We start from the raw sequence: 24,144 nt of genomic DNA on the forward strand, positions 1-24,144 counted from the left end.
CCGACCCGGTCACGCAATACGCGCTGCAGGAAGTGGCAGCGCGTAGCATCCCGGCATGGACTTCAGACCGGTCGAGCGCGCGCCAGGGGCCTTCCAGCAGGGCGTGACCGCCGGACAGGTCGAGGTCATGTGCGCGCGGGCGTTCGGTGCGGGGACGCGGGTGCTGGCGGCCCAGGAACTGGGCAAGGGCATGTACAACAACACCTACCGGGTCGAGCTGGCCGGGCAGCGGCCGGTGATCCTGCGGGTGGCCCCGGAACCGGCCAGGCAGTACCGCATCGAGCGCGACCTGATGCGCAACGAGCACGCGAGCGTGCCCTACCTGGCGCCACTCGCCGCGATGCTGCCCAGGACGCTGACGGTGGACTTCACGCACGAGCTGATCGGCCGGGACTACCTGTTCCAGACCCTGTTGGACGGGGTGCCCGCGGCGGGCGGGCTGTCGGCCTACCCGCGGCCGTCCTGGACAGGCTACTTCGAGCAGCTCGGCACGCTCACGCGCAGGCTACATTCGGTGCGCGGCAAGGGATTCGGCCCGGTCATGGGCCCGCTGCACGAGCGGTGGAGCGATGCGCTGCTGGCGTACCTGGCGGACACGGCGGCCGACCTGGAGCAGGCCGGGCTGGCCGCCGGGGACGTGCGCCAGCTGGCCGAACTCGTGCGGCGCGAACGGGCGGTGCTGGACGAGATCACCGAACCGAGGCTGCTGCACGGGGACCTGTGGATCGTCAACACCATGATCTCCGGTGACGCGCGGGAACCGACGATCACCGGGGTGTTCGACTGCGACCGGACCTCCTGGGGCGACCCGGAGTCCGACTGGACGATCTTCATGGCGCAGCGCAGGCCGGGCACCGAGCGGGACGCGTTCTGGAACACCTACGGGCCGCTGGCCGACAGCTGGTCCGCGCGGCGCAGGGCACTGATCTACCGCGCGCGCACCCTCGGCGCGATCCGGTTGGAGCGGCACCGGCTGGGCAACACCGAGGGCGTCGAGGAGAGCTACTCGGACCTGTGGTCGGTGCTGACGGAGTTGGCCACGACCTGAGCCAGGCCGTCCTCGACCGCGGCGTGGTGGCTGTGCTCGGCGGGCGCCGAGTCCAGCCAGCGCCTGGCGCACTCGGCCACGAACGGCACGTGCCGCCCAAGTTCGGGGCGAGCCAGCAGCGGGCCGAGCACCGCGCCCGCGCTGGCGCTGGACGGGTTCCTGTCCAGCCAGCGCACCGCGTGTTCCACCGCCTCATCGGCCCGCTCGCCGAGGTCCTCGCGGGCAAGCAGGCGGCTGAGCACGAAGCAGTCCCGGGATCGCAGCGTGCGGACCCGCAGCCAGCCGCAGGCCAGGTCGATCGCGGCGGCGGCCTGGTCGCCCAGGTGCGGGCAGGCCAGCAGCCTGCTCAGCACGTGGTAGGCGTCGCGGTCGGCGGGGTTGGCACGCACCCAGGTGAAGGCGTGGCGCAGCACGGGTTCGCGCACCGGGGCTAGGTCGGCGCGTTGCAGCAGCAGGGCCAGCACCTCGTCCTGGCCGGTGTCGTGGCTGTCCAGCCAGCGCAGTGCGCGGTCGCGGACCTCGGGGCGCTCGGTGTGCCGGTCCAGTTGCAGCAAGGGCAGCAGCACCGCGAGGTGCGGCTCGTGTTCGACGATCTCCTCGGTGTCGAACCAGGCCAGCACCACGGGCACGACCCGCTCAGCGGTGCGCTCGTCGGCGAGCAATCTCTTGAGCAGCAGGCCGTCCTCGGCGATGGCCCCGTGCGCACCCAGCCAGGCCAGGGCGTACTCGGCGGTGTCGGTCTCGGTGTACAGCGCCAGGTGGCGGATCAGCGGTCCGGCCGCGGGCACGCGGCCGCGCCGGTCGAGCCAGGCCAGGGCGGCGTCCAGGTCGGTGGCGGTACCGGTGCACAGCCCGGCCCGGACCAGGTCGGCGTGCTTGTTGGCCTGGTGGGTGACCAGCCAGCGGAAGGCGGTGGCCTGCACGAGGTCGAGGTGGCTGCCCAGGTCCCTGCGGGTGAGCAGGGCGGTGGCCACCAGCGGCAGCTTGTCGTTCTTGCGGTTGTCGGCCAGCCAGGCCACGCCGTGCTCGACGATGTTCGGGCAGTCCGCCGTGATCAGCGCGGCGATCACGGTGTCGGCGGCGAAGTGCGACTCGTTGTACAGCCTCAGCCACGCGTCGGTGTGGGCGAGCACCACCGGGCGCTGGTCACCGAGGTCCGTGCGGGCGATCAGCTTGACCAGCACGTGCCCGGCAACCTGCTCGGTCCGGTTCGCCCCCAGCCAGCGCACCGCGAGGCCGAGCACCTCCGCCTCGTGTGCGCCGAGTTCCCGGTCGAGCAACACCTTGAGCAGGAAGCCACCGGAGAACCGGTGCAGGTTGTCGCGCAGCCACGCGACGGTCCAGCCGATGAGCTCACCTGCCTCGCCGCTGGCCAGCAACGGTTGCAGGACGTGGTGCGCGGCGGGCAGCTTGTGGTGCTCCGCCAACCACGACAGGGCCCGCTCCGTGGCCACGGTACCGCGGGCGCGCAGCAGGGCGCTGAGCACCATGGACGCGACCGCCCCGGAGTGCAGTTCCAGCCAGGTCAGCGCCCGCGCGAGGATCTCCTTGGTGGCCAGGCCGAGGTCGAGCGGGATCAGCAGGCCCAGCACGTACCGCGCGTCGTCCCGGCCATGGTGGTGCTTGAGCCAGCGGCGCGCGAACTCCACGACCAGCGTCCGTTCGTGCCCTGGCTCGACGCTGACCAGCAGTGAGGTGAGCACGAACTGCGCCTCGACCCGTTCGCTGTGCCGCCTCGCCCAGTCCAGGGCGTGCCTGGTCACGATGTGCTTGTGCGGGCCGAGCCCGTTCTGGTGCAGCAGGCCGCTGAGCACGAACGCGGCGTTGGGCTTGGTGCCGTGCTCGGTCAGCCAGGTGATGGCGTCCTCGGCGAGGTAGCTCGCGCGCTCCGCGGGCGCCATGTAGAGGCCCTTGGCGTACAGGTGACGCGCCTGCTGGGTCCGTCCGTACTTGGCCAGCCACGGGCCGACCAGCTCGGACCAGCACTCGATGGCGGCCTCCGCCCACGGTTCCCCGTTGAGCAGCGTGCCCAGGGCGAACCCGCTGGCCTGTGCCTCCTCCAACAGGGTGGCGCCCAGGTCGACGGCGTTGCCGCGCAGCCACCGCTGGCAGTACTCCGCCAGGTGCCGCGCACGCCCCTCGGCCAGATCCCGGGTGAGCCGGTTCAGGTGCAGCACGAACCGGCTGGCCGTGCGCGCGTCCCGCACCGCGGGCGCCAGCAGGGTGTCCGCGAACTGCTCGCGCACCCGATCGGTGAACTCGTCGAGCAACGTCTGCGCCAACAGCGTGTCCACCACGATGTCGTGCACGACAACGAGGTTGACCTCCTCCTGCTCCACCCATCCCATGCGCAGCAACATGTCCACGCAGCCCTGCGCCGCGACCGGGTCCCCGTCGAGCACGGTCGCCGCGACCTGCTCCACGGCGTCACGGGGCTGGGGGCAGGCGGCCACCACCGCGACCGCCCCGCGCACCCGTTCCCCGGGCGGGACCGGCCTGAGCGGGTCCTCGGAGGGCGGCACGAGGAGCTGGTAGGAGGCGAACATGCGCAGCAGCCAGCCAAGCAGGTCCCCGGACCGCTCCGCCACGAGCTCCGCACCGGCCAGGGCGTGCCGCTCGATCTCGCGGGCGATCAGCTTGGCGATGACCGGCTTGTGCCCGCAGGCTCGTTCGACTCGCTCCCGGTCGTAGCGGCCCAGCGCGGTCTTCGCCTCGACCTCCAGGATCGCCGCGCACACCGCGCGGTGGTGCGCGCGGTCGACGCGCAGCTCCACCAGGTCGAACTCCTGCTTGACCTCGGGCAGGTCTCCGGCCTGTTTCCAGCCGGGCCGAGCCGAGGCCAGCACGTGCACGGTGACGCCCTCGGCGCGGGCCGCGGGCGCCACCCTGGTGCGCAGCTCGGAGTAGGCGAACCCGTGGCAGTCGTTGAGGTAGTCGATGACCACCAGCACCTCGCCGGGCTCCGCGGTGACGGCCTCGATCAGGTCCTCGGCGGTGACCGTGTGCTCACTGGAGAGCACGTACAGCGCGCGCATCCCCTCCCGCACGGCCAGTTCGGCCACCTCGAAGCAGGTCCGGCTCTTGCCCGTCCCGGCCGCCCCGATCAGCACGATGCCCCGGCCGCCCCGCCGGGCCCGCAGCGTGTCGAGCAGGTTGCGCGGGTCCGAGGCGTGATCGATACCGGGGCTGACGAACTCCGGTCGCTCAACGGTGCGGTCCTGCACGGTGGACAGCCGCCGCACCATCTGCTCGTGTGGCAACACCCCGGCCAGGCGCCGTCTGGCCCCGCCGAAGTTCACGCCACCGGTGATGTCCCGGGCCACAACAACGTTGACGTGAGTCACAGTAGGAGATCGGCCCTGCCAGGCCCGCCGTTAGCCGGTGCGCAGACTCGCCCCGTGCAGGGTGGTGAACATCGGATCATCGGTGAAGTCGGGGCCGCTTTCCTCGCCCACGTACAGATCCACGTGCTTGGCGCCGCCCAGGCCCGGGGTGAACGCGTCGCTGATGGTCCACTCCCCCGCGCTGAGCCGGTCGCACACGGCCTGCTCGGCGCCCTGCCCGCACCCGGTCAACCGCACGCGGGTGCCCGGCGCCAGGTCGTCGGCGGCGGCGCTGCGCCAGGGTCGCAGCGGCCTGCCCGCGGTGTCGCGAGCCGCGGTGTCCAGCCAGAACCCGGTGTCCGAGGACCAGTTCAGGTATTTGCCCACGGCGATGCGCCCGGCGCCCTCGGATCGCACGGCGGCCACGAAGTCGGCCGGGAAGCTGCCCAGTTCCGCGCTGCCGTGCGCGCAGTCCAGCACCGGGCAGCCGCGCACGAGCTGCGGCGGCCCGTGGTGCAGCTCGGCGACGGCCGTGTAGTAGACGGTCACCGTCCAGCCGGTGGACTCGGTACCGGTGGCGGCGCACCCGGCCGCGAGCAGGGCGGCGGCCAGGACCGGGTGGACACGGGGCGGGCGCTGGCGGTCGCCCGCCCCGGTCCTGGTCATCCGGCGGCCACCGCCGAGGCGGTCACGAAGCCGTAGCCCATACCCTGCAAGCCGGTGACGATCTGCCGCAGGTACGAGGTGCCCAGGTACGGGTGGTAGAAGAAGCTCTGCACCGTGTCGGTGACCACGCTCGTGCTCTGGGCGGTGGCCAGGATGTCGGCGGGCAGCCGCGCCGGGTGGTTGTTGTACGGCACGGGTTCCACGTTGCCCAGCTGCTCGGGGATCACCGGTGAACCGTAGATGTCACGTACCAGGAACGGGAAGTACTGCCCGTACAGCTTGCTGTAGTCGGGGGTTCCGCTGCCGCAGGAACCGTTGGGGCACCAGCCGCCGAAGTACAGGCCCCGGTCGTAGCGCGCGGCGAAGTTGCTGGCGACCACCTGGTAGTCCACGGCCGAGGCCGCGTAGTGCGGGGGCTCGAACACCGTGGGCGTGGGCAGCCCGGCCAGCGTGAAGTTCAGCTTGCCCATGGTCATCCGGGACTGCGCCCACAGCGCGGAGTCCTCCGCGGGCGGCCCGTCGTAGACCACGTTGTTGGCGGAGTCGATGTGCGCGCGGTAGAACTCGAAGTCGTCGCCGCTGACCCCGCTGTACGGGTTGGCCACGTTCGAGTACTGGTGGGTGTAGCCGTGCATCTCCAGTGTGCCGCCGTGCGACTGCATGTACCGCAGTGCGGAGACCACGGCGGGCGCGCCCGCCAGCGAGATGTTCTGCGCGGTGCCGTTGTTGTAGTACCCGTTGGGGTCCTTGTACTGCGGGATCACGGCCACCGAGAACGGCACTCCCGCGGAGTGCAGGTAGTCCGCGACCTGGCGCAGCTCGGTGGGGTCGCTGCCCGGGCTGACGTCCTCGATGCGCACCAGTGCCCGCTTGCGGTTGGGCGTCGCCGGGTTGGCGAGCAGGGTCAGCAGGTCGGCCGCGGCGTAGTAGCGGTCGTTGAAACCCACGTAGCTGAAGGGAATCTCGCCGATGTAGGTCAGGTTCGACCCGCGCACGGCCCAGTTGAGGCTGCTGCCGTCGGCTCGGTTGGCCACCGCCAGCGAGCTGGCCTTGGCCGGATCGGTGATCGTCGTGGCCAGCAGGCCGGAGGGCGCGGCCAGTACGTCGCGCTGCAGCGTGGTGTTCTTGTAGGTCACCGTGGGCGTGTTCGAGAAGTCGAAGCCGGTCCAGGTGAACCCGTACTGCGCGGTGAAGTTGGCGGAGCGCTGGGTGAGCTGCCACAGGTTGTCGTTCATCCAGATCACCGGGCGGCTGCCGCTGAGCACGTCGTCCAGGAACGCGGTGGGGATCGGCTCGTCGTAGGTGGAACCGAGGTAGACCACGCCGGTGTAGCCGGCCATCTCGTTGGCGGTGTACTGGGCCACCGGCTGCATCTTGTACGCGCTGCCGTGGCTGATCAGGTTGGCGGCCTCCACCGCGTAGGCCTCACCGAGCCAGGCGTACGGGCCGGTGCTGTCGTAGAGCACCAGGGTGCGCTGGTTCGGGTTGGCGCCCGGCGCGGCGTTGCTCGCCGGACCGAGCAGGCTACTCAGCAGCGGCAAGGGGTTCGTCAGCAACTTGCCCAGTCCGGACACCAGTCGCGGCACGCTGGTGGGCGGCGCGGGTGGTGCTGGCAGGCTCCTGGTGTCCGCGGCGTGCGACACCAACTGGGGGGCAGGCGCGGCCGAGGCGGGCGTCACGGCGGTCGCCGCGGCGAGTGCCAGCAGCGCGGCCACACCTGCCCTGGTCCATCTTCGTGCGGTCATCGAACTCCTCCTGGTCTGCCCGCTGGCACGCCGCTGGTCGCGGCGAACTCGGCGGGACGCTGGGGTGCGCAACCGAGCAGCCAGGCGATGGCCTGTTCCGCGCGGTCGGCGGCCAGCCCGTCACCGAAGGGGCTGCTCACGGTGGTCATGGCACGGCGAGCGCTTTCCTCGCGCAGCAGCCCGCCGGCGGTCTTCACGATCAGCTCGCGATCGGTGCCCACCAGCAGGGCGCAGCCCGCCTTGACCGCCTCCATGCGCTCGGTGACCTCACGCAGCACCAGCACCGGCACCTGGAAGGAGGGCGCCTCCTCCTGGATGCCGCCGGAGTCGGACAGCACCAGCGTCGCGGCGGACAGCACCCGCGCCAGCTCCGGGTAGGGCAGCGCCGCGGTGAGCACCACCCGCTCGAGGCCGTCCAGCACGCGGTGCACCAGCCCGGACACCGCCGGGTTCGGGTGCGTCGGCAGCACCACCTCCACGTCCGGGTGCGCCGCCACCAGGTCGGCGACCGCCGCGAGCACCTGCTCCAGCGGCTCGCCCCAGGACTCCCTGCGGTGCGCGGTGACCAGCACGAGCCTGCGCTGCCCCGCGCGGGCACGCGTCACGGCGGCCTCCACCCGCGGGTCGGCGCAGCCCGGGGCGTTCGCCGCCACGTGCAGCACGGCGTCGACCACGGTGTTGCCGGTGGTCAGCACCGTGGACCCGGCCACGCCCTCGGCGGCCAGGTTGCGCGCGGCCTCCTCGGTCGGCGTCAGGTGCAGGGCGGCGACCTGCGCGATGATCTTGCGGTTGGCCTCCTCCGGGAACGGGGAGTACAGGTCGTGCGAGCGCAGCCCGGCCTCCAGGTGCACCACCGGGATGCGCCGCCAGAACGCGACCTGCGCGGCCATCGCGGCGGTGCTGGTGTCGCCCTGCACGACCACCGCGTCCGGTGGCCGGGCGGCCATCGCCGCGTCGAGTTCGCGCACCACCTCCGCGGCCAGCTCGGCCAGGGTGCCGCTGCGCCTGCGCAGGTGCACCGACACCGTGGGGGCCAGCCCGAAGGCCGCCAGGGACTCGCGGACCAGCCTCGGGTGCTGTCCCGCCGCCAGCAGCACTGGTCTGAGTCGGCCCGCGCGGGCCATGCGCATCGCCAACGGGGCCACCTTGATCGCCTCCGGACGGGTTCCTGCGACCACGAGCACCTCAGGTACCACCATTCACGCTCCCGAATAGGTCGGATCGGACAACGGTCGGTTCCGAGGACAGCTATCGAGACACTCTCAAAACCCGTTAGCGCTTTCCTGGAAATAGCGACTACTGCACTCATTCGGGTGATCGCCCACCGCTTCCTGACCACTCAGCCCATCAACACTGGTCCTGGTAGCACGCTACGGCGACCATTTGCCTTGCGAGTTTGAACCGAACGGCCCAGTGTCGCTCAGGCCGGTGGCGAACCAATTGCACGAAAGACTCGCGAGTCAGGGACAATTCCACTGAGGTAACGCCGCTGACCGAGAACGCGATAGCGAATTCCGACCGATCCACTCCGCACCCGCTTCTTCGGGGGAAGAATGTCCATTGTCCGAACCTCGCCCGCGACCGCGCTCGGCGCGGCCTACCTCGGCCAGGGCCTCGGCCCGCTCGTGGCCTGCGCGTTCGCCCTGTTCGTGCTGTTGCTGACCGCGCGAGTGCTGCTGCTGCGCACGACCACCGGTGGGCGGCACAGATGAGCGGCGGCATCACCCTGCTGGTCCTCGGTGTGGCGCTGCTGCTGGTGTGGCCACTGCACAACCTCGTGCTGGCCGGGTTCGCCTGGTGGCGGCCACGTCCCGGGCGAACCACCCCGGACCGGCCACCGGCACTGCGGTTCTGGATCGTCGTGCCCGCACTGAACGAGGAGCTGGTGGTAGCGGCCACCGTGCGCGCGGCCCTGGCGCTGGACAGCGAGCGGACACCGGTCCGGGTGCTGGTCGTGGACGACGGGTCCACCGACGCCACGCCGGAGATCCTGGCGTCCATTGTGGACTCACGACTGCACGTGCTGCGCCGGGATCCGCCCAATGCCAGGCAGGGCAAGGGCGAGGCGCTCAACGCCGCGTACCGGCTGATCCGCGACACCGCGGTCGCCGAGGGCAGCGAGCGGGAGACGGTCCTCGGCGTGATCGACGGGGACGGCCGGGGCACGCCGGACATGCTGCGCGAGGTGGCGGCCTTCCTGTCCGCGCGGGACGTGGGCGCCGTGCAATGCCGGGTGCGCATCCACAACCGCCGCAGCCTGCTGGGTTTCCTGCAGGACATGGAGTTCTCCTGCGTGGCCGACGCCTCGCAGAGCCTGCGCGACGTGCTGGGCAGCGTGGACCTGGGCGGCAACGGGCAGTTCGTGCGGCTGACCGACCTGATGCGCTTCGGCGACAGCCCGTGGTCGGCCTGCCTGGTGGAGGACCTGGAACTGGGCCTGCGGCTGCACCTGGCCGGGGTGCGCGTGCGGTACGCCACCAACGCGGTGATCACCCAGCAGGCCGTGACCGACCCGAGGCGGCTGGTGCGCCAGCGAACCCGGTGGGGCCAGGGCAACCTCCAGTGCCTGCGCTTCCTGCCACGGCTGGTCGCCGCGCGCACCGTGCGCACGGCCGCACTGCTGGACTTCGCGTACTACCTGGTCGCGCCGTGGCTGGTCGTGCCGATGGCCTTGCTGGTACTGGGTCTGCTCGGCGTCACGGGCTACGGCTGGGCCACCGGCCAGACCTTTGGCGGACTGGTCGCCGACACCGCCGACGCGCCCTGGGCGCTGGGCCTGTGGCTCACCGCGCTGACCGCGCCCGGCGTGCTGTGGGGCCTGGTGCACCGCCTGCGCCTGCGGGACGAGCCGCTGCACCGCACGGTGCTGGTCGGCCTGCTGTACCCGGCGTTCCTGCTGCTCGGCGCGCTGGCCTCGACCCGGGCGCTGGGCCGTCACCTCAGCGGGCGCAACGCGTGGAGCAAGACGGAACGACTGGTGGAGGAGCCGGTCCCGGCCTGAGTCAGTCGGGGCAGCACAGCGAGGTGGGGCGGAACTGCACGGTGGCGTCCTCCGTGTAGAGCCCCACCTTGCCGCGCCGGTACGGGGTGTCCGTGTCGGTGACGGTCCCCAGCTCGGTGCCGTCCGCCGACACGGTGATGGTGGTCCCGGACTGCTTCACGTGCACCTCGTGCCACTCGCCCACGGTGAAGCCCCGCGCCCCGGTGGCGAGGAAGCGCTGGTTGCCCGGGTAGGCCGGGTCCTCCTTGCCCACCTCCCAGCCGTTGGGCTTGAGCGTCACGTAGTAGAAGTGGGTCGGGTCGGCGTAGTGCCACAGCACCCAGCCGACCTCCCACGGATTCGGTTGCCCCGAGCGCAGTTGCGCTGTCGTTCGCACACGAACGGTGATGTCCACCGTGGTGTAGTCCGCTGTGGACACGATCAGCGCCGCGTGTGTGTCCGAACCGGACGGTGGCGTCGGCGAGACGATCAGCGTGCCCGCACTGTCCACACCGGTCGAGCCGTGGCCGGTGAACACCGACTGCCAGCCGCCGTGCACACTACTCTCCGCCCAGGACTGGAAATCCGGCTCCCCGCAGGCGGATGCGCAGACCAGCACCCCTGCCAGCACCGCAGTGCGCACCGCACGCATCAGCCCAGTCTAGGCCGGACCGCCTTGTGCGCCACGAGATCCACGCAGGGCCGAACGGGTGTTTCCGGCGTTACGGGGTTTCGCCCGATCCGACGCAGGGCAGTCCTTGCCGAGGAAAGCACGAGAGGAGCCCCCGCCATGGACACCCGTCAGCCGCGCCCGTCCCAGCACTCCCGCCCGAGGGGCTCCGCAGCCGCGGGCGCCGAACTCGACCTCAGCGAGTGCCGCTGCGGCCGCATCCGCAGCCCCTGGGGTGGCCGCTCCACGCACCCCGCCTGCATGTGCGCCCACCTCTCCCGCTGAGCTGAGCGCCCGACCTTGTTGCGGGCCATCGTATCGATTATCGTATACGACTTACCTGCCCTCCCGAGGTCGTGAGGTGAGTCATGGCGGTGCTGGACTTCACCGGGTTCCGCTCCGCGGTGTCCCAGTCCTTCGTGCCGCTCCAGGTGACCAGCGAGCACCGCGAGCAGTTCCGCGGCCGGATCCGCTCCGGCGGGGCCGACGAGGTACAGCTGTCGGAGATCACCGCCTCCGCACACATGGTGACGCGCACCCCGGAGCTGATCGCCAAGGCGGACCGCCGCTACTACAAGCTGAGCCTGATCCTGTCCGGCACCGGGCTGCTCGCCCAGGACCGCCGCGAGGCCGTGCTGCGTCCCGGCGACGTGGCGCTCTACGACACCAGCCGACCGTACTCCCTGATGTTCGAGGAGGACTTCAGCACGCTGGTGGTCATGCTGCCGCAGCAGTCCCTGGACCTGCCCGCCGACCTGCTCGCCCAGCTGACCGCCGTGCGCATCTCGGGCCGCAGGGGCGTGGCCAACGTGGTGGTGCCGTTCCTGGCCCAGCTGGGCGGCAACCTGGAGCAACTGCACGGTCCGGCGGGCGTGCGGCTCGCCCACAGCACGGTGGACCTGGTGTCCACCCTGTTCGCGGCCGAGCTCGACCTGGCCAGGGACAACGGGAACCCGCACCGGGAACTGGTGCGGCGCATCCACGGCTACATCGACACGAACCTGTCCGCCCCCGACCTGGGCCCGGCGCAGATCGCGGCGGCGCACTACATCTCCACCCGGCACCTGCACGGGCTGTTCCAGGAGCAGGGCGCCACGGTGTCGGGCTGGATCCGCACCCGGCGGCTGGAGCACTGCCGCCGCGACCTGCTGGACCCGCTGCACGCGGCACGGCCGGTGGCCGCCATCGCCGCGCGCTGGGGCTTCATGGACGCCGCGCACTTCAGCCGGGTGTTCCGCGCCGCGTTCGGCCGCTCCCCCAGCGAGCTGCGCGCCGCGGCCTCGACTTGACTGGGAGCGTGCAGCGCTTGCCACCCAGCGCGTGACCGCCCCGCCAGCACTTAAGCCGATCACGCCACCGCACCAGCATGTGGCGCATGGCCGAAGAAGACTGGCGCACCTACGACGAGTTCGCCGCGGGCATCGACACCTACCGGTTGCCCGGCGAGGACCTCACCGGCCGTGAGCTGACCGTCACGCTGACCGGCGGCCCCCGGCTGGAGTTGTCCTTCACCGACGCGGAGCACGTGCTGCTCAACGGGGTCAGCGAGCCGTACGACGCGGTGGCGGTGCGGCCGGAGGTGCACTTCGTGAACCTGCCGCTGACCAGCGTGCAGGGCGAGTCGCTCACCGTGGTGCACTCCACGGCCACGCACCGCGCGCTGGCGGTCCGCTCGGTGATCCAGCCCGCGGGTACCCCCCAGGTGGCGCAACAGTTCTGGGCCGGGACGACGGGTCGGGCCACCGGCGAGGTGCCCGGTCCGTCCCGCGACCTGATCGGCACCCGCAACCTCTACCGGTACAGCCCGCAGCACCTGTACGAACACGTGTACGTCTCCTCCCAGCGCTACGCCTGGCAGTGCCTGGAGGGTGTGCAGCGCGGTCACGGGGACATGGACCTGTCCACGGTGTGGAAGTTCGCCGATGACCTGTACCTGTTCTGCTTCAGGGAGTTCCGCATCGCGGTGGCCAGCGTCTGGCTGCACGACCTGGGCAGGGCCAAGCGCACCACCGGGGTGTTCCTCGGACTGACCGGGGACGGCCGCTCCGAGCACTCCCGCGCGGGCGGGCACATCCAGCCGCTGGGCGCGGTCAGCTACCCCGACACCCAACCAGTCTGAGGAGGAAGCAGTGTCCGATGTGGACGTCATCGCGGCGCACTACGCGGCCAGCGACCGCGGGGACCTGGCGGGCATGCTCGCCCCGCTGACCGAGTCGAGCCGGTGGACCGAGGCGGCCGGTTTTCCCTACGCGGGAACCTACACCGGCCCGGAGGCGGTGCGGGTCAACGTGTTCGAGGCGATCGGCCGGGACTGGGCGCAGTACCGCTTCACGCTGTCCGAACTGGTCGACGCCGGATCCACCGTGATCGGGCTGGGCAGCTACAGCGGCACGCACCGCGTGTCGGGGCGCAGTTTCACCGCCCGCGTGGCGCACGTGTGGAAGCTGGTGGACGGGCGGGTAGACACCTTCGAGCAGATCGTGGACTCCGCGCCCGTGCTCGCCGCGCTCGGGGAGCCCGCGTGAGAGCGGGCGTGGCCGCGCTGGCGGCGGTGGCCCTGCTCGCGAGCGGATGCGCCGCGAGCGGTTCCGGGGACCCGATCGTGGTCGGCTCGGTCAACGCGCTCAGCGGGGCGGCCACCTTCCCCGAGGCCTCCCAGGCGGCCAGGGCGGTGTTCGACGCGGCCAACGCCCAGGGCGGGGTGAACGGCCGCAAGATCGAGTACAAGGTGGTCGACGACAAGGGTGATCCGGCCGCCGCCGCGGCGGCGGCCCGCGAGATCGTCGGCGGGGACAACGCCGTGGCGCTGGTCGGCTCCTCCAGCCTGATCGAGTGCGAGATCAACGCCAAGTACTACGAGCAGCAGCAGGTGTTGTCCGTGCAGGGCATCGGGGTGGACCCGGCCTGCTTCGCCAGCCCCAACATCGCCCCGGTGAACGTGGGCCCGTTCCACGACATGACGCTGACCCTGCTGTACGGCTCGGAAGTGCTGCACCTTCAGGACATCTGCGCCCTGCTGGAGATCGCGGGCAACACGCTGCCCGCCTACCAGGCCGCCATCGACGAGTGGTCGAGGATCACCGGCAAGAAGCTGAGGTACGTGGACGCCACCGTGCCCTACGGCGGCTCGGACTACACCTCCTACATCGTCAAGGCGCGCGCGGCGGGCTGCAAGGCGATCACGGTGAACCCGGTGGAGCCGGACTCCGTCGGACAGCTCAAGGCCGCGCAGGCCCAGGGCTGGACCGACCTCACCTGGCTGCTGCTGACCAGCGTCTACAGCGAGAACTACGCGAAGGCCGTCAGCGAGGCGGGCGCCGGGGTGTACGTGCCGGCCGAGTTCTACCCGTTCACCGACTCGGTCAGCCAGCAGACCAAGGCGTGGCGGGACCTGATGACCAGCAAGCACATCCCGCTCACCTCGTTCAGCCAGGGCGGTTATCTGGCCGCCACCTACTTCCTGGACGTGCTCAGGGGGATCAAGGGCGAGATCACCCGCGAGTCGGTCACGGCGGCGCTGCGCGGCATGAAGCCCATCAGCGACCCGATGGTCGGCACGCCGTACGCGTTCGGCACCGGCAAGGCCCACCACGACAACACCGCGGGCTGGCCGGTCAAGCTCGCCTCCGGCACCAACAAGTGGGAACCCGCCGCCTCGGACTGGCTGCGCATCCCGAAGAACTAGGGAGTCCGCGATGCTGCAAGGAGCGCTCGCCGGGCTGGCGGCCGGTGGCCTGTACGCGGTGCTGGCGGTGTGCCTGACGCTGATGTCCCGGCTGGTCCGCGTGGTCAACTTCGCGCAGGCCGCGACCGGCATGGTCGGCAGCTACCTGGCCGTGTGGCTGGTCGTCCACACCGGACTTCCGGAGTTGGCCGCCACGCTGGGCGGCATCCTGCTCGGCGCCGGGCTGAGCGCGGGGCTGGGCTGGATCGTGTGCACCTGGCTGGCCGAGACCGACACCGGTACCCGCTCCGCGGTGACCGCTGCGGTGTTGCTGCTGCTGATCTCCTTGTCCTTCATCCTGTTCGGCAACAAGCCGCAGCCGTTCCGGCCTGTGCTGGCCGGTCCCGCGTTCCAGGTGGGCGGCGTGGTGGTCAGCCAGGTCACCGTGGCGACGGTCGGGCTGGCGGTACTGGTCGCGCTGGCCTGCCGCCTGCTGCTGGGCCGCACGGCGGTGGGCGTGCGGCTGCGCGCGCTGTCGGAGCGGCCCACGACGGCGGAACTGCTTGGCATACCGGCGAAACCGTTGAGCATCGCGGTGTGGGCGGGCACGGGGCTGGTGGCCACGCTGGCGATCTCGGTCGTGGCGCCCTCGCAGTCCAACGACCCGACCTCGCTGGCGATGCTGGTGGTACCGGCCTCGGCCGCCGCCCTGCTCGGCGGGTTCCGCCGCCTGGACCTGGCCGTGGGCGGCGGGCTGGTGCTGGGCGTGGTCGAGGGCGCGGTGGCGCAGTCCGACCACCTGTCGCTGGTGCGCTACTTCCTGCCGCTGCTGTTCATCGTCGCCCTGCTGCTGTGGTCGCAGCGCAAGGAGGTGTGGGATGCCGCGCGTTGACCGCAGGTTCGCGCTGCCGCTGCTGCTCGCCGTGTTGGCGCTGGTCCTGGGCTGGGGGCTGAGCGTCGGCCTGTCCGGGTACTTCGTGTACCTCGGCATGAGCGCGGTGGTGGCCTGCGTCGCGATCCTCGGGCTCGGTGTGGTCACCGGCAGTGCGGGCATGATCTCCCTGTGCCAGTTGACTTTCGGCGCGGTTGGCGCATGGGTGGTCTCCGCGCTCAACCTGGTTGACGCGCCCGGTGGCTTCCTCGTGTGGCTGCTGCTCGGCGGCCTGGCCGCTGGCGTGGTCGGTCTGGTCGTGGGCCTGCCCGCGCTGCGCCTGCGGGGCGTCAACCTGGCCGTCGTCACGCTGGGGCTGGCCGCCGCGGCCGACGTCACGCTGGTGCAGATCCAGTTCCCCGGCGCCACGGAAGGCGTTGCCGTGCAACGACCTGGGCCGTTCACCTCGGACCGCGGCTACTTCCTGCTCTGCGTGATCGTGCTCGTGCTGTGCTGCCTGGCCGTGCACCTGCTGCACCGGAGTCGTTGGGGCAGCGCGTGGAAGTCGGTGGCCTTCTCCGAGCGCGCCACGGCGGCGGCCGGGGCGAGCGTGCGCACGTCCAAGCTCACGGCCTTCGCGGTCAGCGCGGCGCTGGGCGGCATCAGCGGTGGGCTGGTCACCGGGCAGGTCGGCCTCGCGTTCCCGGCCAGCTTCACCACGATCCAGTCGCTGGCCCTGTACGTGCTGGCGGTCATGTCCGGGGCGCACCTGATCGACATGGCGGTGTTCGGCGCCGTGCTGTGGGTGGCCGTGCCGGAACTGCTCAAGCGCTGGGGGGTGCCGCAGGACTGGGGCTTCGTGGTCTTCGGCCTGTTCGGCGTGCAGGCCCTGGCCAGCGGCACCAACCTGGGTCTGCTGCTGCGCAGGCGCACCGGGAACGGGATCGCCCCCGTGGCGACCGAGGTGCCGCCGGCCCCGGAACCGGTTCCGATCGGCGGGCCAGTGCTCACCGTGCGCGGGCTCAGCGTCCACTTCGGACACGTCACCGCACTGTCCGATGTGGACCTGGACCTGCCGGAACACGGGGTGCTCGGGGTGATCGGCCCGAACGGGGCGGGCAAGTCCACGCTGATCGACGTGCTGAGCGGGTTCCTGCCGCGCGCCGAGGGCTCGGTGGCCCTGGACGGCCGCTCGCTGGCGGGTCTGTCCCCGACCCGGCGGGCACGGCTGGGCCTGCGCCGCACCTTCCAGCAGGACCGCGTGCCGCCCGGCCTGACCGTGGCCGCCTACGTGCGGTTCGTGGCGCGACGCCGCCTGCGGGGCGAGGAGATCGCCGAGGCGTTGGCGTTCTTCGGCTGCCCGCCCGCTGACACGCCGCTGGCCCGCGTGGACGTGGGCGCACGGCGGCTCGTGGAGGTGGTCGGTCACCTGCTGGCACGACCCAGGGTGCTGCTGCTGGACGAGCCCGCGGCGGGCCTGCCGCACGAGGAGCACCTCGCCTTCGGCAGGCGGCTGCGCCAGGTGCCCGCCCGGTTCGGCGTGTCCGTGCTGCTGGTGGAGCACGACCTGGACCTGGTGCGGGCCGTCTGCGACACGATCACCGTGCTGGACTTCGGCCGGGTGCTGGCCAGCGGGCCGCAGGCCCAGGTGCTGGCCGATCCCGCGGTGCTCAAGGCGTACATGGGTGAAACGGAGCTGGCGTGAACACCTTGCGGGTCAACGGGGTGACGGTGGCACGGGGTGCGGGCCCGGTCATCCGGGACGTGAGCCTCGAACTGGTGCCGGGCCGGATCACCGCGCTGGTGGGGCCGAACGGGGCGGGCAAGACCAGCCTGCTGGAGGCGATCTCCGGGGTGCTGCCGATCGCGTCCGGATCTGTCCACATCGGACCGCACGACCTCACGCGGCAGTCCAGGGTGGGGCGGTTCCGGCGCGGATTGGCCCACATCGAGCAGGGCCGCGCGGTGTTCGGCGGGCTCACGGTGCTGGAGAACCTGCGGCTGACCGCCCGCACCGGCGAACAGGTGGACCAGGTGCTGGCGCTGTTCCCCGAGCTGGCCAAGCGCGCCGACTCGCCCGCGGCGCTGCTCAGCGGGGGCGAGCAGCAGATGGTGGTGCTGGCACGGGCCTTCGCCGCGAACCCGGCGTTCCTGCTGATCGACGAGATGTCGCTCGGACTGGCCCCCGTGGTGTTCACCCGCCTGCTGCCGGTGGTCAGCCGGTTCGCGGCCGAGGGCGCGGCGATCCTGCTCGTGGAGCAGTTCACCCACCTCGCACTGGACATCGCGCAGGACGCCGTGGTCGTGTCCTCCGGCCGTGTGACGCACCAGGGCCCCGCCCCCGACCTGCTCGCCTCCCCCGCCACCCTGCACACCGCCTACCTCGGCGAGTCCCGCTGAGGCGCACGCGAGTCCCGTTCTCCAGCACGCGAGTCCCGCCCACAGTCGCGCGAGTCCCGCTCAGCGGTGGGGCGCCGACGCCCGCTGGGCGGGATTCGGCGTCGGCTGAGCGGGACTCGCGGTTACATGCCGGCGCGTTCGAAGGCGAGGGTGGGCAGGTCCACGGCGTGGGCGCCGCCGTCGGCCACGAGCACCGCGCCGGTGATGTACGAGGACTGGTCCGAGCCCAGGAACCACACGATGTTGGCGATCTCCTCGGGCTCGGCGGCGCGGCGCAGCGGCACCTCGGCCGTGACCCGCCGATAGCCCTCCTCGTGGCCGCCGGTGAAGCCCGCGGCCTCGGCGAACTGGGCCATCTCCCCGTCGGCCATCGGGGTGCGCACCCAGCCGGGGCACACGGCGTTGGCGCGCACGCCCTGCGGCCCGTAGTCCCGCGCGATGCTGCGGGTCAGCCCGATCAGCGCGTGCTTGGCCACGGTGTAGCCCGCGACGTTCGGCCCGGCGAACAGGCCCGCCAGCGAGGACACGACCACCACCTGGCCGCCGGTCAGCACCAGTTCGGGCAGTGCGGCGCGGCAGAACACGAAAGCACTGTCCAAATTGGACTGCATGGCGAGCCGCCAGGCCTCGTCCTCCGTGCCGGTGACCGAGGACAGCCCGTGCCCGCCCGCGTTGGCCACCGCCACGTCCAGCCGCCCGTACCGGTCGAGCACCTCGTCGATCGCGGCCCGCACCTGGTCGCTGGCGGAGGCGTCACAGGTGATCACGTGTGCCCCGGTCCTCGCGGCCACCTCCGCCAGCGGCTCACGGCGCCGACCGAGCACCACGACCTGCGCGCCCTCGGCGGCGTAGCGCTGCGCCACCGCCGCGCCGATGCCCGTGCCGCCACCGGTGATCGCCACCACCCTGTTCTTGCTCACCCTCAGTCCTCTCTCACGCCGGGAAGTTCGACCGCGCGGACCAGCCGAAGTCGGCCAGCACGGCTTGGCCGTTGACGGTGCGGGACCGCGCGGAGGCCAGGTACAGCACGTGCGCGGCCACGTCCTGGGCCGCCTGCACCGGGAACTCGGCGGTGTCCAGCGCGGTGTCGCCCAGGTCGGCGCGCGCCATTGGCGTGTCCACGATCGACGGGCACACGCAGTTGACCCGCACACCGTCCAGTTCGACGGCCAGGGCACGGGTCAGCGCGACCACGGCGCCCTTGGACGCGCAGTACGGGGCCATGCCGGGCGCCGACACGAAGGCCGAGTCGCTGGCGAGCAGCACCACGGCCGGGTCCACTGCGCGGCGCAGCCAGGGCAGGGCGTGCTTGACCAGCAGGAACTGCCCGGTGACGTTCACCGCGAGCACCTGGGTGAACTCGGCGAGCCCGGTCTGCTCCAGCGGGGTGCCGACCGGGCCGGAGATGCCCGCGCAGCCCACGACAACGTCGATGCCGCCGAGCCGCTGGGCGATCGTGTCCACCGCGCTCGCGAGCTGCTGCTCGTCGGTGACATCGGCTTGCACGGTCGCGGGATCGGCGAGGTCTATCGTGCCGACCCGCGCGCCCTCGGCGAGCAGGGCCTGCGCGCAGGCCAACCCGATGCCCGAGGCCGCACCGGTCACGAGCACTGATCTTCCCGCCAGCCCGAGCCACATGCCGCCATCCTGCGGGCGGCGCGGCGGAACCGGTTGGCTGCCAGCGCATCCTTGTTGACCAGGCCCGCACGACGGGTACCGCCGGACGGGGCGCGCTGCCGAGACTGGCGGCATGACGGACCTGTCGGACACCTCGACCTGGCTGCCCCTGGACGGGCTCGCCCCCGGTTTCGACGCCAACCGGGCGCCCACTGTGGACGACCTGCACGGGCGCGCGTTCGTGCTGCACTGTGCGGACGGCGGCACCGTGCAGTGGCGTGAACCGGCCGACACCTGGCTGGTGGACGAGGACCTGTACTACGTGCAGGCCCACCAGGGCACGCAGGCGAGCTCGCTGTTCCTGGACCTGCACACCGGTCGCGCGCTGCTCGTGGAGAGCACGATCGGCGCGGGCACACCCCGTGTGTCCCAACGGTTCCGGCCCGCATTGATCGAAGGCATCGTGACACGGGGCTCGGCGCCCGCGCCGAGCACGGCCCTGCTGGGCAGGCGGGTTCGCTGGGTGTACAGCCAGGCGCACGCCTATGAGCACGTCTACCTGACCGAGCACTGGTACACCTGGCACTGCCTGGCCGGGCCGGAGCGGGGGCTGGCCGACACCGACGAGCAGACCACCTACGAGTTGCGGCCGGGCATCTACGTGTTCGCCTGGCGGGAGAAGGTGATCCCCTGCGCGGCGGTCACCGTGGCCGATCACCGCGACGCGGGGCGGATGCGCTCACACGGGGCGCTGTTCGGACTTGACGAGTCCGGTCAAGTACCGACGCACTTCACCTTCGGCGCGTACGGGCAGCTGCTGAGCACCACCGTGTACCCGGCCGGGGCGTGAGCCGTGCCAGCGGAGCTGATCCTCACCAACGCCAGGGTCTACACCGTGGACGAGGCCACGCCCTGGCGCACCGAGCTGGCCGTGACCGGCGGGGTGCTGGTCGAGCCCGAGCGCGGGCCGGACACCGAGGTGGTCGACCTGGGCGGGGCGTTCGTCGTGCCGGGCCTGGTCGACGTGCACAACCACCACGCCATGGCGGGGCGGGCGGCCCTGTTCGAGCTGAGCTTCGGCGCCGAGTTCGGGCTGCGGCAGATCCTGGCGGCGGTCCGCGCCTGGTCGGCGGAGCTGGGCCCGGACGAGTGGGTGGTGGGCGGCGCGTGGGCCTCCACCCTGGTGGACGAGCTGTGCACGGTGGCGGCCCGGCACGCGCTGGACGCGGCGGCGGGCGGCCGTCCGGTGCTGCTCACCGACGACAGCAGGCACAACCGGTGGGCCAGCACGCGGGCGCTGGAGCTGGCGGGCATCACCACTGACACGCCGGACCCGGATGGCGGGGTGATCTTGCGCGATCCGGTCACCGGGGCGCCGACCGGGGTGCTGCTGGAGGCTGCCGGGGCACTGCCCAAGCCGCCGCCGCTCACCCCACGGCAGCACCTGGAGTCCTCCCGGCACGCGATCAGCACCTTGCACGCCCACGGGGTCACCGCGTTCCAGGACGCCGGGGTGTCGGTGGACATCCTGCGCGCGCTGCACGAGCTGGACGAGGCGGGCGGGCTGGACGCCTGGGTGGTGTCCTGCATGTTGGTCAACGACCCGGTGTTCGGATTCGATCCAGTCGGCCGCGAGCTGCTGGAACTGGGCGAGCGCTACCGCAGCACGCACCACCGGCCGGACTTCGTCAAGGTGTTCCTGGACGGGGTGCCACCGACCCGCACGGCGGCCTTCCTCGAGCCCTACCTGCCCGACGAGGCGCACGGCCCGTGCTTCCGGGGCGCCACCACCATGAGCGTGGCCGAACTCGCGGGCTGGCTGCGCTCCGGGCTGTCCGCGAAGATCCACTGCACCGGGGACGCCTCGGTGCGCGCGGCCCTTGACGCGATCGGTCAAGTCCGCGCCGAGGGGCACACGGCCGCCCGCTTCCAGATCGCGCACGGGCAGTTCGTGCACCCCGAGGACATCCCCCGGTTCGCCGAACTGGACGTGGCCGCGGACATCTCCCCGTACCTGTGGGTGCCCGGCGTGATCCCGGCGGCGATAGCCGGGGTGCTGCCCGCTGAGCTTGCCTCACACATGCAGCCGAACCGAACGTTGATCGACAGCGGGGCCCTGGTGGCGGGCGGCTCGGACTGGCCGGTCAGCGAGTCGCCCAACGCCTGGGAGGGCATCGCGGGGCTGGTCAGCAGGCGCGATCCCAGCGGGGTGTGGCCGGGAGCGCTGTGGCCGGAGCAGGCGATCACCCTGGCCGAGGCCATCGCGGTGTTCACCCTGAACGGGGCCCGGGCGATGGGACTGGACCAGGTGACCGGCTCGCTGGCCCCGGGCAAGTCGGCGGACTTCGCCGTGCTGGACCGCGACCCGTTCCGGTGCACTCCCCAGGAACTGGCGCGGACCACTGTGACGCAGACCTGGTTCGCCGGGCGGCGCGTGTTCGCTCTGAACTGATTCCGTTCTCCTACACTGGTAGACACACCAGCGCGGGAGGCGACCGATGCCCAAGATCATCGACCACGAGCAGCGGCGCGGCCACATCATCGACGTCACGTGGCGCCTGATCACCGAGGGCGGCGTCGAGGCGGCCACCATGCGCGAGATCGCCGCGGCGGCGGGCTTCGCCAACGGGGCGCTCAAGCACTACTTCGCCAGCAAGGAAGAAATCATCGAGGCCACCTACGAGCGTGCGCTGGGCATGATGGCCGAGTACGTGAACCTGGCGGGGCTGCGCGGACTGGCCGCGCTGCGCGAGATCTACACCGCGGTCATGCCGCTGGACCCGCCCCGCATCACCGCGGGCCGGGTCCTGCTGGCGTTCTGGCAGCTTGCCCTGTCCGACGCCAAGCTGCACGAGAAGTACCTGGAGCACCTGCGGTTCTGGCGCGGCGTCCTGCACCGGTTCATCGCGGAGGGCCGTGAGGACGGGGACATCCGCACGGCCCTGCCGGACGAGCAACTGGTGGACGAGATCGTGCTGCTCACCGCTGGCGCCAACGTGATGAGCCTGGTCGGTGCCGAGTTCTCCACGGTGGCGCTGCGACACCAGCACATCGAGTCCTTCCTGGACCGGATCACCCGCCCCTGACGGTGCGCAGGAACTCGGCCACGTGGGCGTGTGACCGCGGCGAGGCTGGCAGGTCGGTGTAGAGCCCGTAGAACCCGTGGATCTGCCCCTTGTACCGGCTCAGCTCCACCCGCGTCCCGGCCGCGACCAGCCGCCTGGCGAACTCCTCCCCCTCGTCGCGCAGCACGTCGTACTCCGCGGTCAGCACCAGCGCGCGGGGCAGTCCGCTCAGGTCCTTGGCGCGCAACGGCAACAGGTACGGTTCGTCCAGCTGCGCCGGGTCGCCGACGTACTGGTCGAAGAAGAACCGCATCGCGCCCGCGCTCATGCCGTATCCCTCGGCGCAGCTCCGGTACGACTCGTAGCCGTCGTCGGGGTGGCCGAACACCGGGCAGATCAGCACCTGACCCGCCAGTTCCGGCCCACCGCGGTCCCTGCTCATCAGTGCGACCACAGTGGACAGGTTGCCGCCCGCGCTCTCCCCGCCGACCACCGGCCTGCTCGGGTCCACCAGCGGACCGGCCCCGCCCGCGGCCAACCACTCCAGCACGGCGTAGCAGTCCTCGGGCGCCGCCGGGTACGGGTGCTCCGGGGCGAGCCGGTAGTCCATCGCGACCACGGCCACCCGCGCCGCGTTGCACACCGCCCGGGAGGCGACCTCGTTCTCCTCCACGGCGCCCAGGGTCCAGCCCCCGCCGTGGATCCACAGGAAGGCCGGTACGGGCTGATCGGTCTCCGGCAGGTACACGCGGGTGCGGATCGGCCCGCCGGGCCCGCGCACCTCGTGGTCGGTCACGGACCCAACCGGCTCCAGCTCGCGGGGACGCTGCCACTCGGCGGCGAAGGCCGCGCGCATCTCGGCGGCCGACAGCGGACCGGTCGGCGCCAGCGCGGCGGTACGGGCGAGCAGCTCCACGACTGCGGGATCCAGAGCCATGTCACACCGCCTCGGCGATCAGCACCCGAGGGCACCCGGGCAGGGTGAGCCGATCGACTGTGCGCCAACCGGTTTCGTCGAGCCAGGAGCGCACCTCGCGCTCGGGGTAGACCACCGTGCCGTCGATGACGAGGTACTCCCCCGCGTGCAGCGCGTCCAGGGCGCGCGGCTGCTCGTCCTCGTCGAGGAAGAAGTCCAGCAGCAGCAACCGCGCACCGGGTGCGGCGGCGGCTCGCGCGTTGGCCAGGATCGCGCTGTTCTGCTCGGCGGTGAACCGGTGCACGACATGGTTGACCAGCACCAGGTCGAAGGAGCCCAGCGGACGGGCGGTCGGGGTGGCCTCGCCGAGCACCACGCTGCGATCGGCCAGTCCCGCCTCGGCGACGGCCTGCCTGACCGGTTCGACCGAGTTGGGGTCGATCACGAAGGTGGTGCGCAGGGAGTCGTTGGCGCGCATGGCCCGCACCGCGAAGGCGCTGGACAGCCCGCCGAGGTCCAGCACCTCGCGGTACGGGCCGAAGTCGAACTGCGCGGCCAGCACCTCGGCGTGCAGGGCGTTGTAGGTCATCACCCCGGACAGGAAGGTGCTCCAGCGCTGCCCCTCCAGGTCCAGCTCACCGGGTCCGCCGGTGCGCACGGTCCGCTCGAACTGCTGCCAGTGCGGATAGCTGATCTGGTCCAGGAAGGCCAGGAACGGCCGGAGATCCACACCGGAGGCCTCCCCCGCGAGATGCGCGGCGGCGTCCGGGGACAGCGCGTATCGTCCGTCCACTCGGGACAGAAGTCCGAGCGATGACATGCTGTCACCGAGTATGCGCGTTGTGCTGACCGGAAGACCGGTCGATTCGGCCAACTCCGGCACCGCGAGCGGTTTGTCCGCCAGCGCGGCGAACAGCCCGGCTCCGCTGGCTGCGAACAACTGCTTGGCCGCCATGTAGCCCACGGCGATCTGGACGATGCGACTGGGATCGGGACCGCTCACGGTCGCCTCCTTCACTGGGATCCGCGAAAGTCTACACACGTTGACAATAAACACCAGGTTGAGATTTTCCTGTGATGGCAAGCAAAAACAAGTTCCTACGGGCGTAGAAAGAACCATTGACATGGCCCCGGGCTGGTGTCAACATGCGTAGAACTACCCCTGTGGACGAAAGGGGA

General features: G+C 71.6%; 23 protein-coding genes. 14 read left to right on the top strand and 9 right to left on the bottom strand.

From position 1 onward, the window contains the following. The first annotated feature begins 55 nt into the window (after positions 1 to 55). The gene (locus KALB_RS29400; RefSeq protein ID WP_025359263.1) at positions 56 to 1,048 is read left to right on the top strand and encodes a phosphotransferase family protein; all 993 of its coding nucleotides are present in this window, start codon (positions 56 to 58) and stop codon (positions 1,046 to 1,048) included. On the opposite strand, the gene KALB_RS29405 is transcribed toward KALB_RS29400, so the two are convergent. From KALB_RS29405 to wecB, 4 genes are read right to left on the bottom strand one after another with little or no spacing between them, the layout of a single operon-like run. Continuing rightward, positions 1,003 to 4,392, bottom strand: a complete 3,390-nt coding sequence (locus KALB_RS29405; protein WP_148309712.1) for a hypothetical protein — start codon at positions 4,390 to 4,392, stop codon at positions 1,003 to 1,005. The genes KALB_RS29400 and KALB_RS29405 overlap by 46 nt on opposite strands. Before the next feature lie 30 nt (positions 4,393 to 4,422). Continuing rightward, positions 4,423 to 5,037 (bottom strand): hypothetical protein, encoded by a 615-nt coding sequence (locus KALB_RS29410; RefSeq protein ID WP_052360493.1) that lies wholly within the window; start codon positions 5,035 to 5,037, stop codon positions 4,423 to 4,425. Continuing rightward, positions 5,034 to 6,782: a DUF2334 domain-containing protein gene (locus tag KALB_RS29415; protein ID WP_030109699.1), complete on the bottom strand. Its 1,749-nt coding sequence runs from the start codon at positions 6,780 to 6,782 to the stop codon at positions 5,034 to 5,036. Before KALB_RS29415 ends, KALB_RS29410 begins: the two co-directional genes overlap by 4 nt. After that, complete coding sequence (wecB, locus tag KALB_RS29420; RefSeq protein WP_025359266.1) at positions 6,779 to 7,981, bottom strand: non-hydrolyzing UDP-N-acetylglucosamine 2-epimerase; 1,203 nt, start codon at positions 7,979 to 7,981, stop codon at positions 6,779 to 6,781. Before wecB ends, KALB_RS29415 begins: the two co-directional genes overlap by 4 nt. A gap of 354 nt (positions 7,982 to 8,335) precedes the next feature. Here wecB and KALB_RS47825 point away from each other — a divergent pair, with 354 nt between their 5' ends. Both KALB_RS47825 and KALB_RS29425 read left to right on the top strand, forming a co-directional pair. Beyond that, complete coding sequence (locus KALB_RS47825) at positions 8,336 to 8,494, top strand: hypothetical protein (RefSeq protein ID WP_158510841.1); 159 nt, start codon at positions 8,336 to 8,338, stop codon at positions 8,492 to 8,494. Beyond that, the gene (locus KALB_RS29425) at positions 8,491 to 9,783 is read left to right on the top strand and encodes a glycosyltransferase family 2 protein (RefSeq protein WP_025359267.1); all 1,293 of its coding nucleotides are present in this window, start codon (positions 8,491 to 8,493) and stop codon (positions 9,781 to 9,783) included. Before KALB_RS47825 ends, KALB_RS29425 begins: the two co-directional genes overlap by 4 nt. A 1-nt stretch (position 9,784) precedes the next feature. On the opposite strand, the gene KALB_RS29430 is transcribed toward KALB_RS29425, so the two are convergent. Beyond that, complete coding sequence (locus KALB_RS29430; protein ID WP_030108489.1) at positions 9,785 to 10,414, bottom strand: 3-keto-alpha-glucoside-1,2-lyase-like domain-containing protein; 630 nt, start codon at positions 10,412 to 10,414, stop codon at positions 9,785 to 9,787. 138 nt (positions 10,415 to 10,552) lie between these two features. Here KALB_RS29430 and KALB_RS47830 point away from each other — a divergent pair, with 138 nt between their 5' ends. From KALB_RS47830 to KALB_RS29465, 8 genes are all read left to right on the top strand, one after another. Further along, the gene (locus KALB_RS47830) at positions 10,553 to 10,717 is read left to right on the top strand and encodes a hypothetical protein (protein WP_158510842.1); all 165 of its coding nucleotides are present in this window, start codon (positions 10,553 to 10,555) and stop codon (positions 10,715 to 10,717) included. 83 nt (positions 10,718 to 10,800) lie between these two features. Continuing rightward, the gene (locus KALB_RS29435; protein ID WP_025359269.1) at positions 10,801 to 11,721 is read left to right on the top strand and encodes an AraC-like ligand-binding domain-containing protein; all 921 of its coding nucleotides are present in this window, start codon (positions 10,801 to 10,803) and stop codon (positions 11,719 to 11,721) included. An 86-nt stretch (positions 11,722 to 11,807) separates the two neighbouring features. Further along, positions 11,808 to 12,551: a MoaF C-terminal domain-containing protein gene (locus tag KALB_RS29440; protein WP_411931064.1), complete on the top strand. Its 744-nt coding sequence runs from the start codon at positions 11,808 to 11,810 to the stop codon at positions 12,549 to 12,551. Positions 12,552 to 12,561: 10 nt separating this feature from the next. Beyond that, the gene (locus KALB_RS29445) at positions 12,562 to 12,957 is read left to right on the top strand and encodes a nuclear transport factor 2 family protein (RefSeq protein ID WP_025359271.1); all 396 of its coding nucleotides are present in this window, start codon (positions 12,562 to 12,564) and stop codon (positions 12,955 to 12,957) included. Further along, positions 12,954 to 14,117 (top strand): ABC transporter substrate-binding protein, encoded by a 1,164-nt coding sequence (locus tag KALB_RS29450; protein ID WP_030108487.1) that lies wholly within the window; start codon positions 12,954 to 12,956, stop codon positions 14,115 to 14,117. The genes KALB_RS29445 and KALB_RS29450 overlap by 4 nt, the downstream gene beginning before the upstream one ends. Positions 14,118 to 14,127: 10 nt before the next feature. Continuing rightward, complete coding sequence (locus KALB_RS29455; RefSeq protein ID WP_025359273.1) at positions 14,128 to 14,988, top strand: branched-chain amino acid ABC transporter permease; 861 nt, start codon at positions 14,128 to 14,130, stop codon at positions 14,986 to 14,988. Beyond that, entirely contained in the window at positions 14,975 to 16,672 is a 1,698-nt protein-coding gene (locus KALB_RS29460; RefSeq protein ID WP_025359274.1) for a branched-chain amino acid ABC transporter ATP-binding protein/permease, read from the top strand. Before KALB_RS29455 ends, KALB_RS29460 begins: the two co-directional genes overlap by 14 nt. Further along, entirely contained in the window at positions 16,669 to 17,367 is a 699-nt protein-coding gene (locus KALB_RS29465; RefSeq protein WP_025359275.1) for an ABC transporter ATP-binding protein, read from the top strand. Before KALB_RS29460 ends, KALB_RS29465 begins: the two co-directional genes overlap by 4 nt. A gap of 122 nt (positions 17,368 to 17,489) precedes the next feature. Here the strand turns inward: KALB_RS29465 and KALB_RS29470 are convergent, their stop codons facing one another. Continuing rightward, positions 17,490 to 18,287, bottom strand: coding sequence for an SDR family NAD(P)-dependent oxidoreductase (locus KALB_RS29470; protein ID WP_025359276.1), 798 nt, complete (start codon positions 18,285 to 18,287; stop codon positions 17,490 to 17,492). 13 nt (positions 18,288 to 18,300) lie between these two features. Continuing rightward, a complete protein-coding gene (locus KALB_RS29475; protein WP_025359277.1) occupies positions 18,301 to 19,005 on the bottom strand; it encodes an SDR family NAD(P)-dependent oxidoreductase in 705 nt (234 codons plus the stop codon). Positions 19,006 to 19,117: 112 nt separating this feature from the next. Here KALB_RS29475 and KALB_RS29480 point away from each other — a divergent pair, with 112 nt between their 5' ends. From KALB_RS29480 to KALB_RS29490, 3 genes are read left to right on the top strand one after another with little or no spacing between them, the layout of a single operon-like run. Further along, the gene (locus tag KALB_RS29480) at positions 19,118 to 19,834 is read left to right on the top strand and encodes a MoaF C-terminal domain-containing protein (RefSeq protein ID WP_025359278.1); all 717 of its coding nucleotides are present in this window, start codon (positions 19,118 to 19,120) and stop codon (positions 19,832 to 19,834) included. A 3-nt stretch (positions 19,835 to 19,837) separates the two neighbouring features. Next, entirely contained in the window at positions 19,838 to 21,436 is a 1,599-nt protein-coding gene (locus tag KALB_RS29485) for an amidohydrolase (RefSeq protein WP_025359279.1), read from the top strand. Positions 21,437 to 21,482: 46 nt separating this feature from the next. Beyond that, positions 21,483 to 22,070 (top strand): TetR/AcrR family transcriptional regulator, encoded by a 588-nt coding sequence (locus KALB_RS29490; RefSeq protein ID WP_025359280.1) that lies wholly within the window; start codon positions 21,483 to 21,485, stop codon positions 22,068 to 22,070. On the opposite strand, the gene KALB_RS29495 is transcribed toward KALB_RS29490, so the two are convergent. Together KALB_RS29495 and KALB_RS29500 are read right to left on the bottom strand one after the other, a co-directional pair. Continuing rightward, positions 22,057 to 22,986 carry an alpha/beta hydrolase gene (locus KALB_RS29495; RefSeq protein ID WP_025359281.1) on the bottom strand — a complete coding sequence of 310 codons (930 nt, stop codon included), beginning with the start codon at positions 22,984 to 22,986 and terminating at the stop codon, positions 22,057 to 22,059. The two genes, KALB_RS29490 and KALB_RS29495, sit on opposite strands and share 14 nt — an antisense overlap. A gap of 1 nt (position 22,987) precedes the next feature. After that, entirely contained in the window at positions 22,988 to 23,968 is a 981-nt protein-coding gene (locus KALB_RS29500) for a methyltransferase (RefSeq protein ID WP_030108072.1), read from the bottom strand. Positions 23,969 to 24,144: the final 176 nt, after the last annotated feature.

The sequence above is a fragment of the Kutzneria viridogrisea DSM 43870 genome, assembly GCF_000525635.1.
GTDB lineage: Bacteria > Actinomycetota > Actinomycetes > Mycobacteriales > Pseudonocardiaceae > Kutzneria > Kutzneria viridogrisea.

Excerpts from the sequence above, each read along its gene's own strand:
- KALB_RS29430 (WP_030108489.1), bottom strand. The coding sequence starts at position 10,414 with ATGCGTGCGGTGCGCACTGCGGTGCTGGCAGGGGTGCTGGTCTGCGCA.
- KALB_RS29410 (WP_052360493.1), bottom strand. The coding sequence starts at position 5,037 with ATGACCAGGACCGGGGCGGGCGACCGCCAGCGCCCGCCCCGTGTCCAC.
- KALB_RS47830 (WP_158510842.1), top strand. The coding sequence starts at position 10,553 with ATGGACACCCGTCAGCCGCGCCCGTCCCAGCACTCCCGCCCGAGGGGC.
- KALB_RS29460 (WP_025359274.1), top strand. The coding sequence starts at position 14,975 with ATGCCGCGCGTTGACCGCAGGTTCGCGCTGCCGCTGCTGCTCGCCGTG.
- KALB_RS29455 (WP_025359273.1), top strand. The coding sequence starts at position 14,128 with ATGCTGCAAGGAGCGCTCGCCGGGCTGGCGGCCGGTGGCCTGTACGCG.
- KALB_RS29440 (WP_411931064.1), top strand. The coding sequence starts at position 11,808 with ATGGCCGAAGAAGACTGGCGCACCTACGACGAGTTCGCCGCGGGCATC.
- KALB_RS29495 (WP_025359281.1), bottom strand. The coding sequence starts at position 22,986 with ATGGCTCTGGATCCCGCAGTCGTGGAGCTGCTCGCCCGTACCGCCGCG.
- KALB_RS29480 (WP_025359278.1), top strand. The coding sequence starts at position 19,118 with ATGACGGACCTGTCGGACACCTCGACCTGGCTGCCCCTGGACGGGCTC.
- KALB_RS29435 (WP_025359269.1), top strand. The coding sequence starts at position 10,801 with ATGGCGGTGCTGGACTTCACCGGGTTCCGCTCCGCGGTGTCCCAGTCC.
- KALB_RS29425 (WP_025359267.1), top strand. The coding sequence starts at position 8,491 with ATGAGCGGCGGCATCACCCTGCTGGTCCTCGGTGTGGCGCTGCTGCTG.
- KALB_RS29400 (WP_025359263.1), top strand. The coding sequence starts at position 56 with ATGGACTTCAGACCGGTCGAGCGCGCGCCAGGGGCCTTCCAGCAGGGC.
- KALB_RS29475 (WP_025359277.1), bottom strand. The coding sequence starts at position 19,005 with ATGTGGCTCGGGCTGGCGGGAAGATCAGTGCTCGTGACCGGTGCGGCC.
- wecB (WP_025359266.1), bottom strand. The coding sequence starts at position 7,981 with ATGGTGGTACCTGAGGTGCTCGTGGTCGCAGGAACCCGTCCGGAGGCG.
- KALB_RS47825 (WP_158510841.1), top strand. The coding sequence starts at position 8,336 with ATGTCCATTGTCCGAACCTCGCCCGCGACCGCGCTCGGCGCGGCCTAC.
- KALB_RS29490 (WP_025359280.1), top strand. The coding sequence starts at position 21,483 with ATGCCCAAGATCATCGACCACGAGCAGCGGCGCGGCCACATCATCGAC.
- KALB_RS29415 (WP_030109699.1), bottom strand. The coding sequence starts at position 6,782 with ATGACCGCACGAAGATGGACCAGGGCAGGTGTGGCCGCGCTGCTGGCA.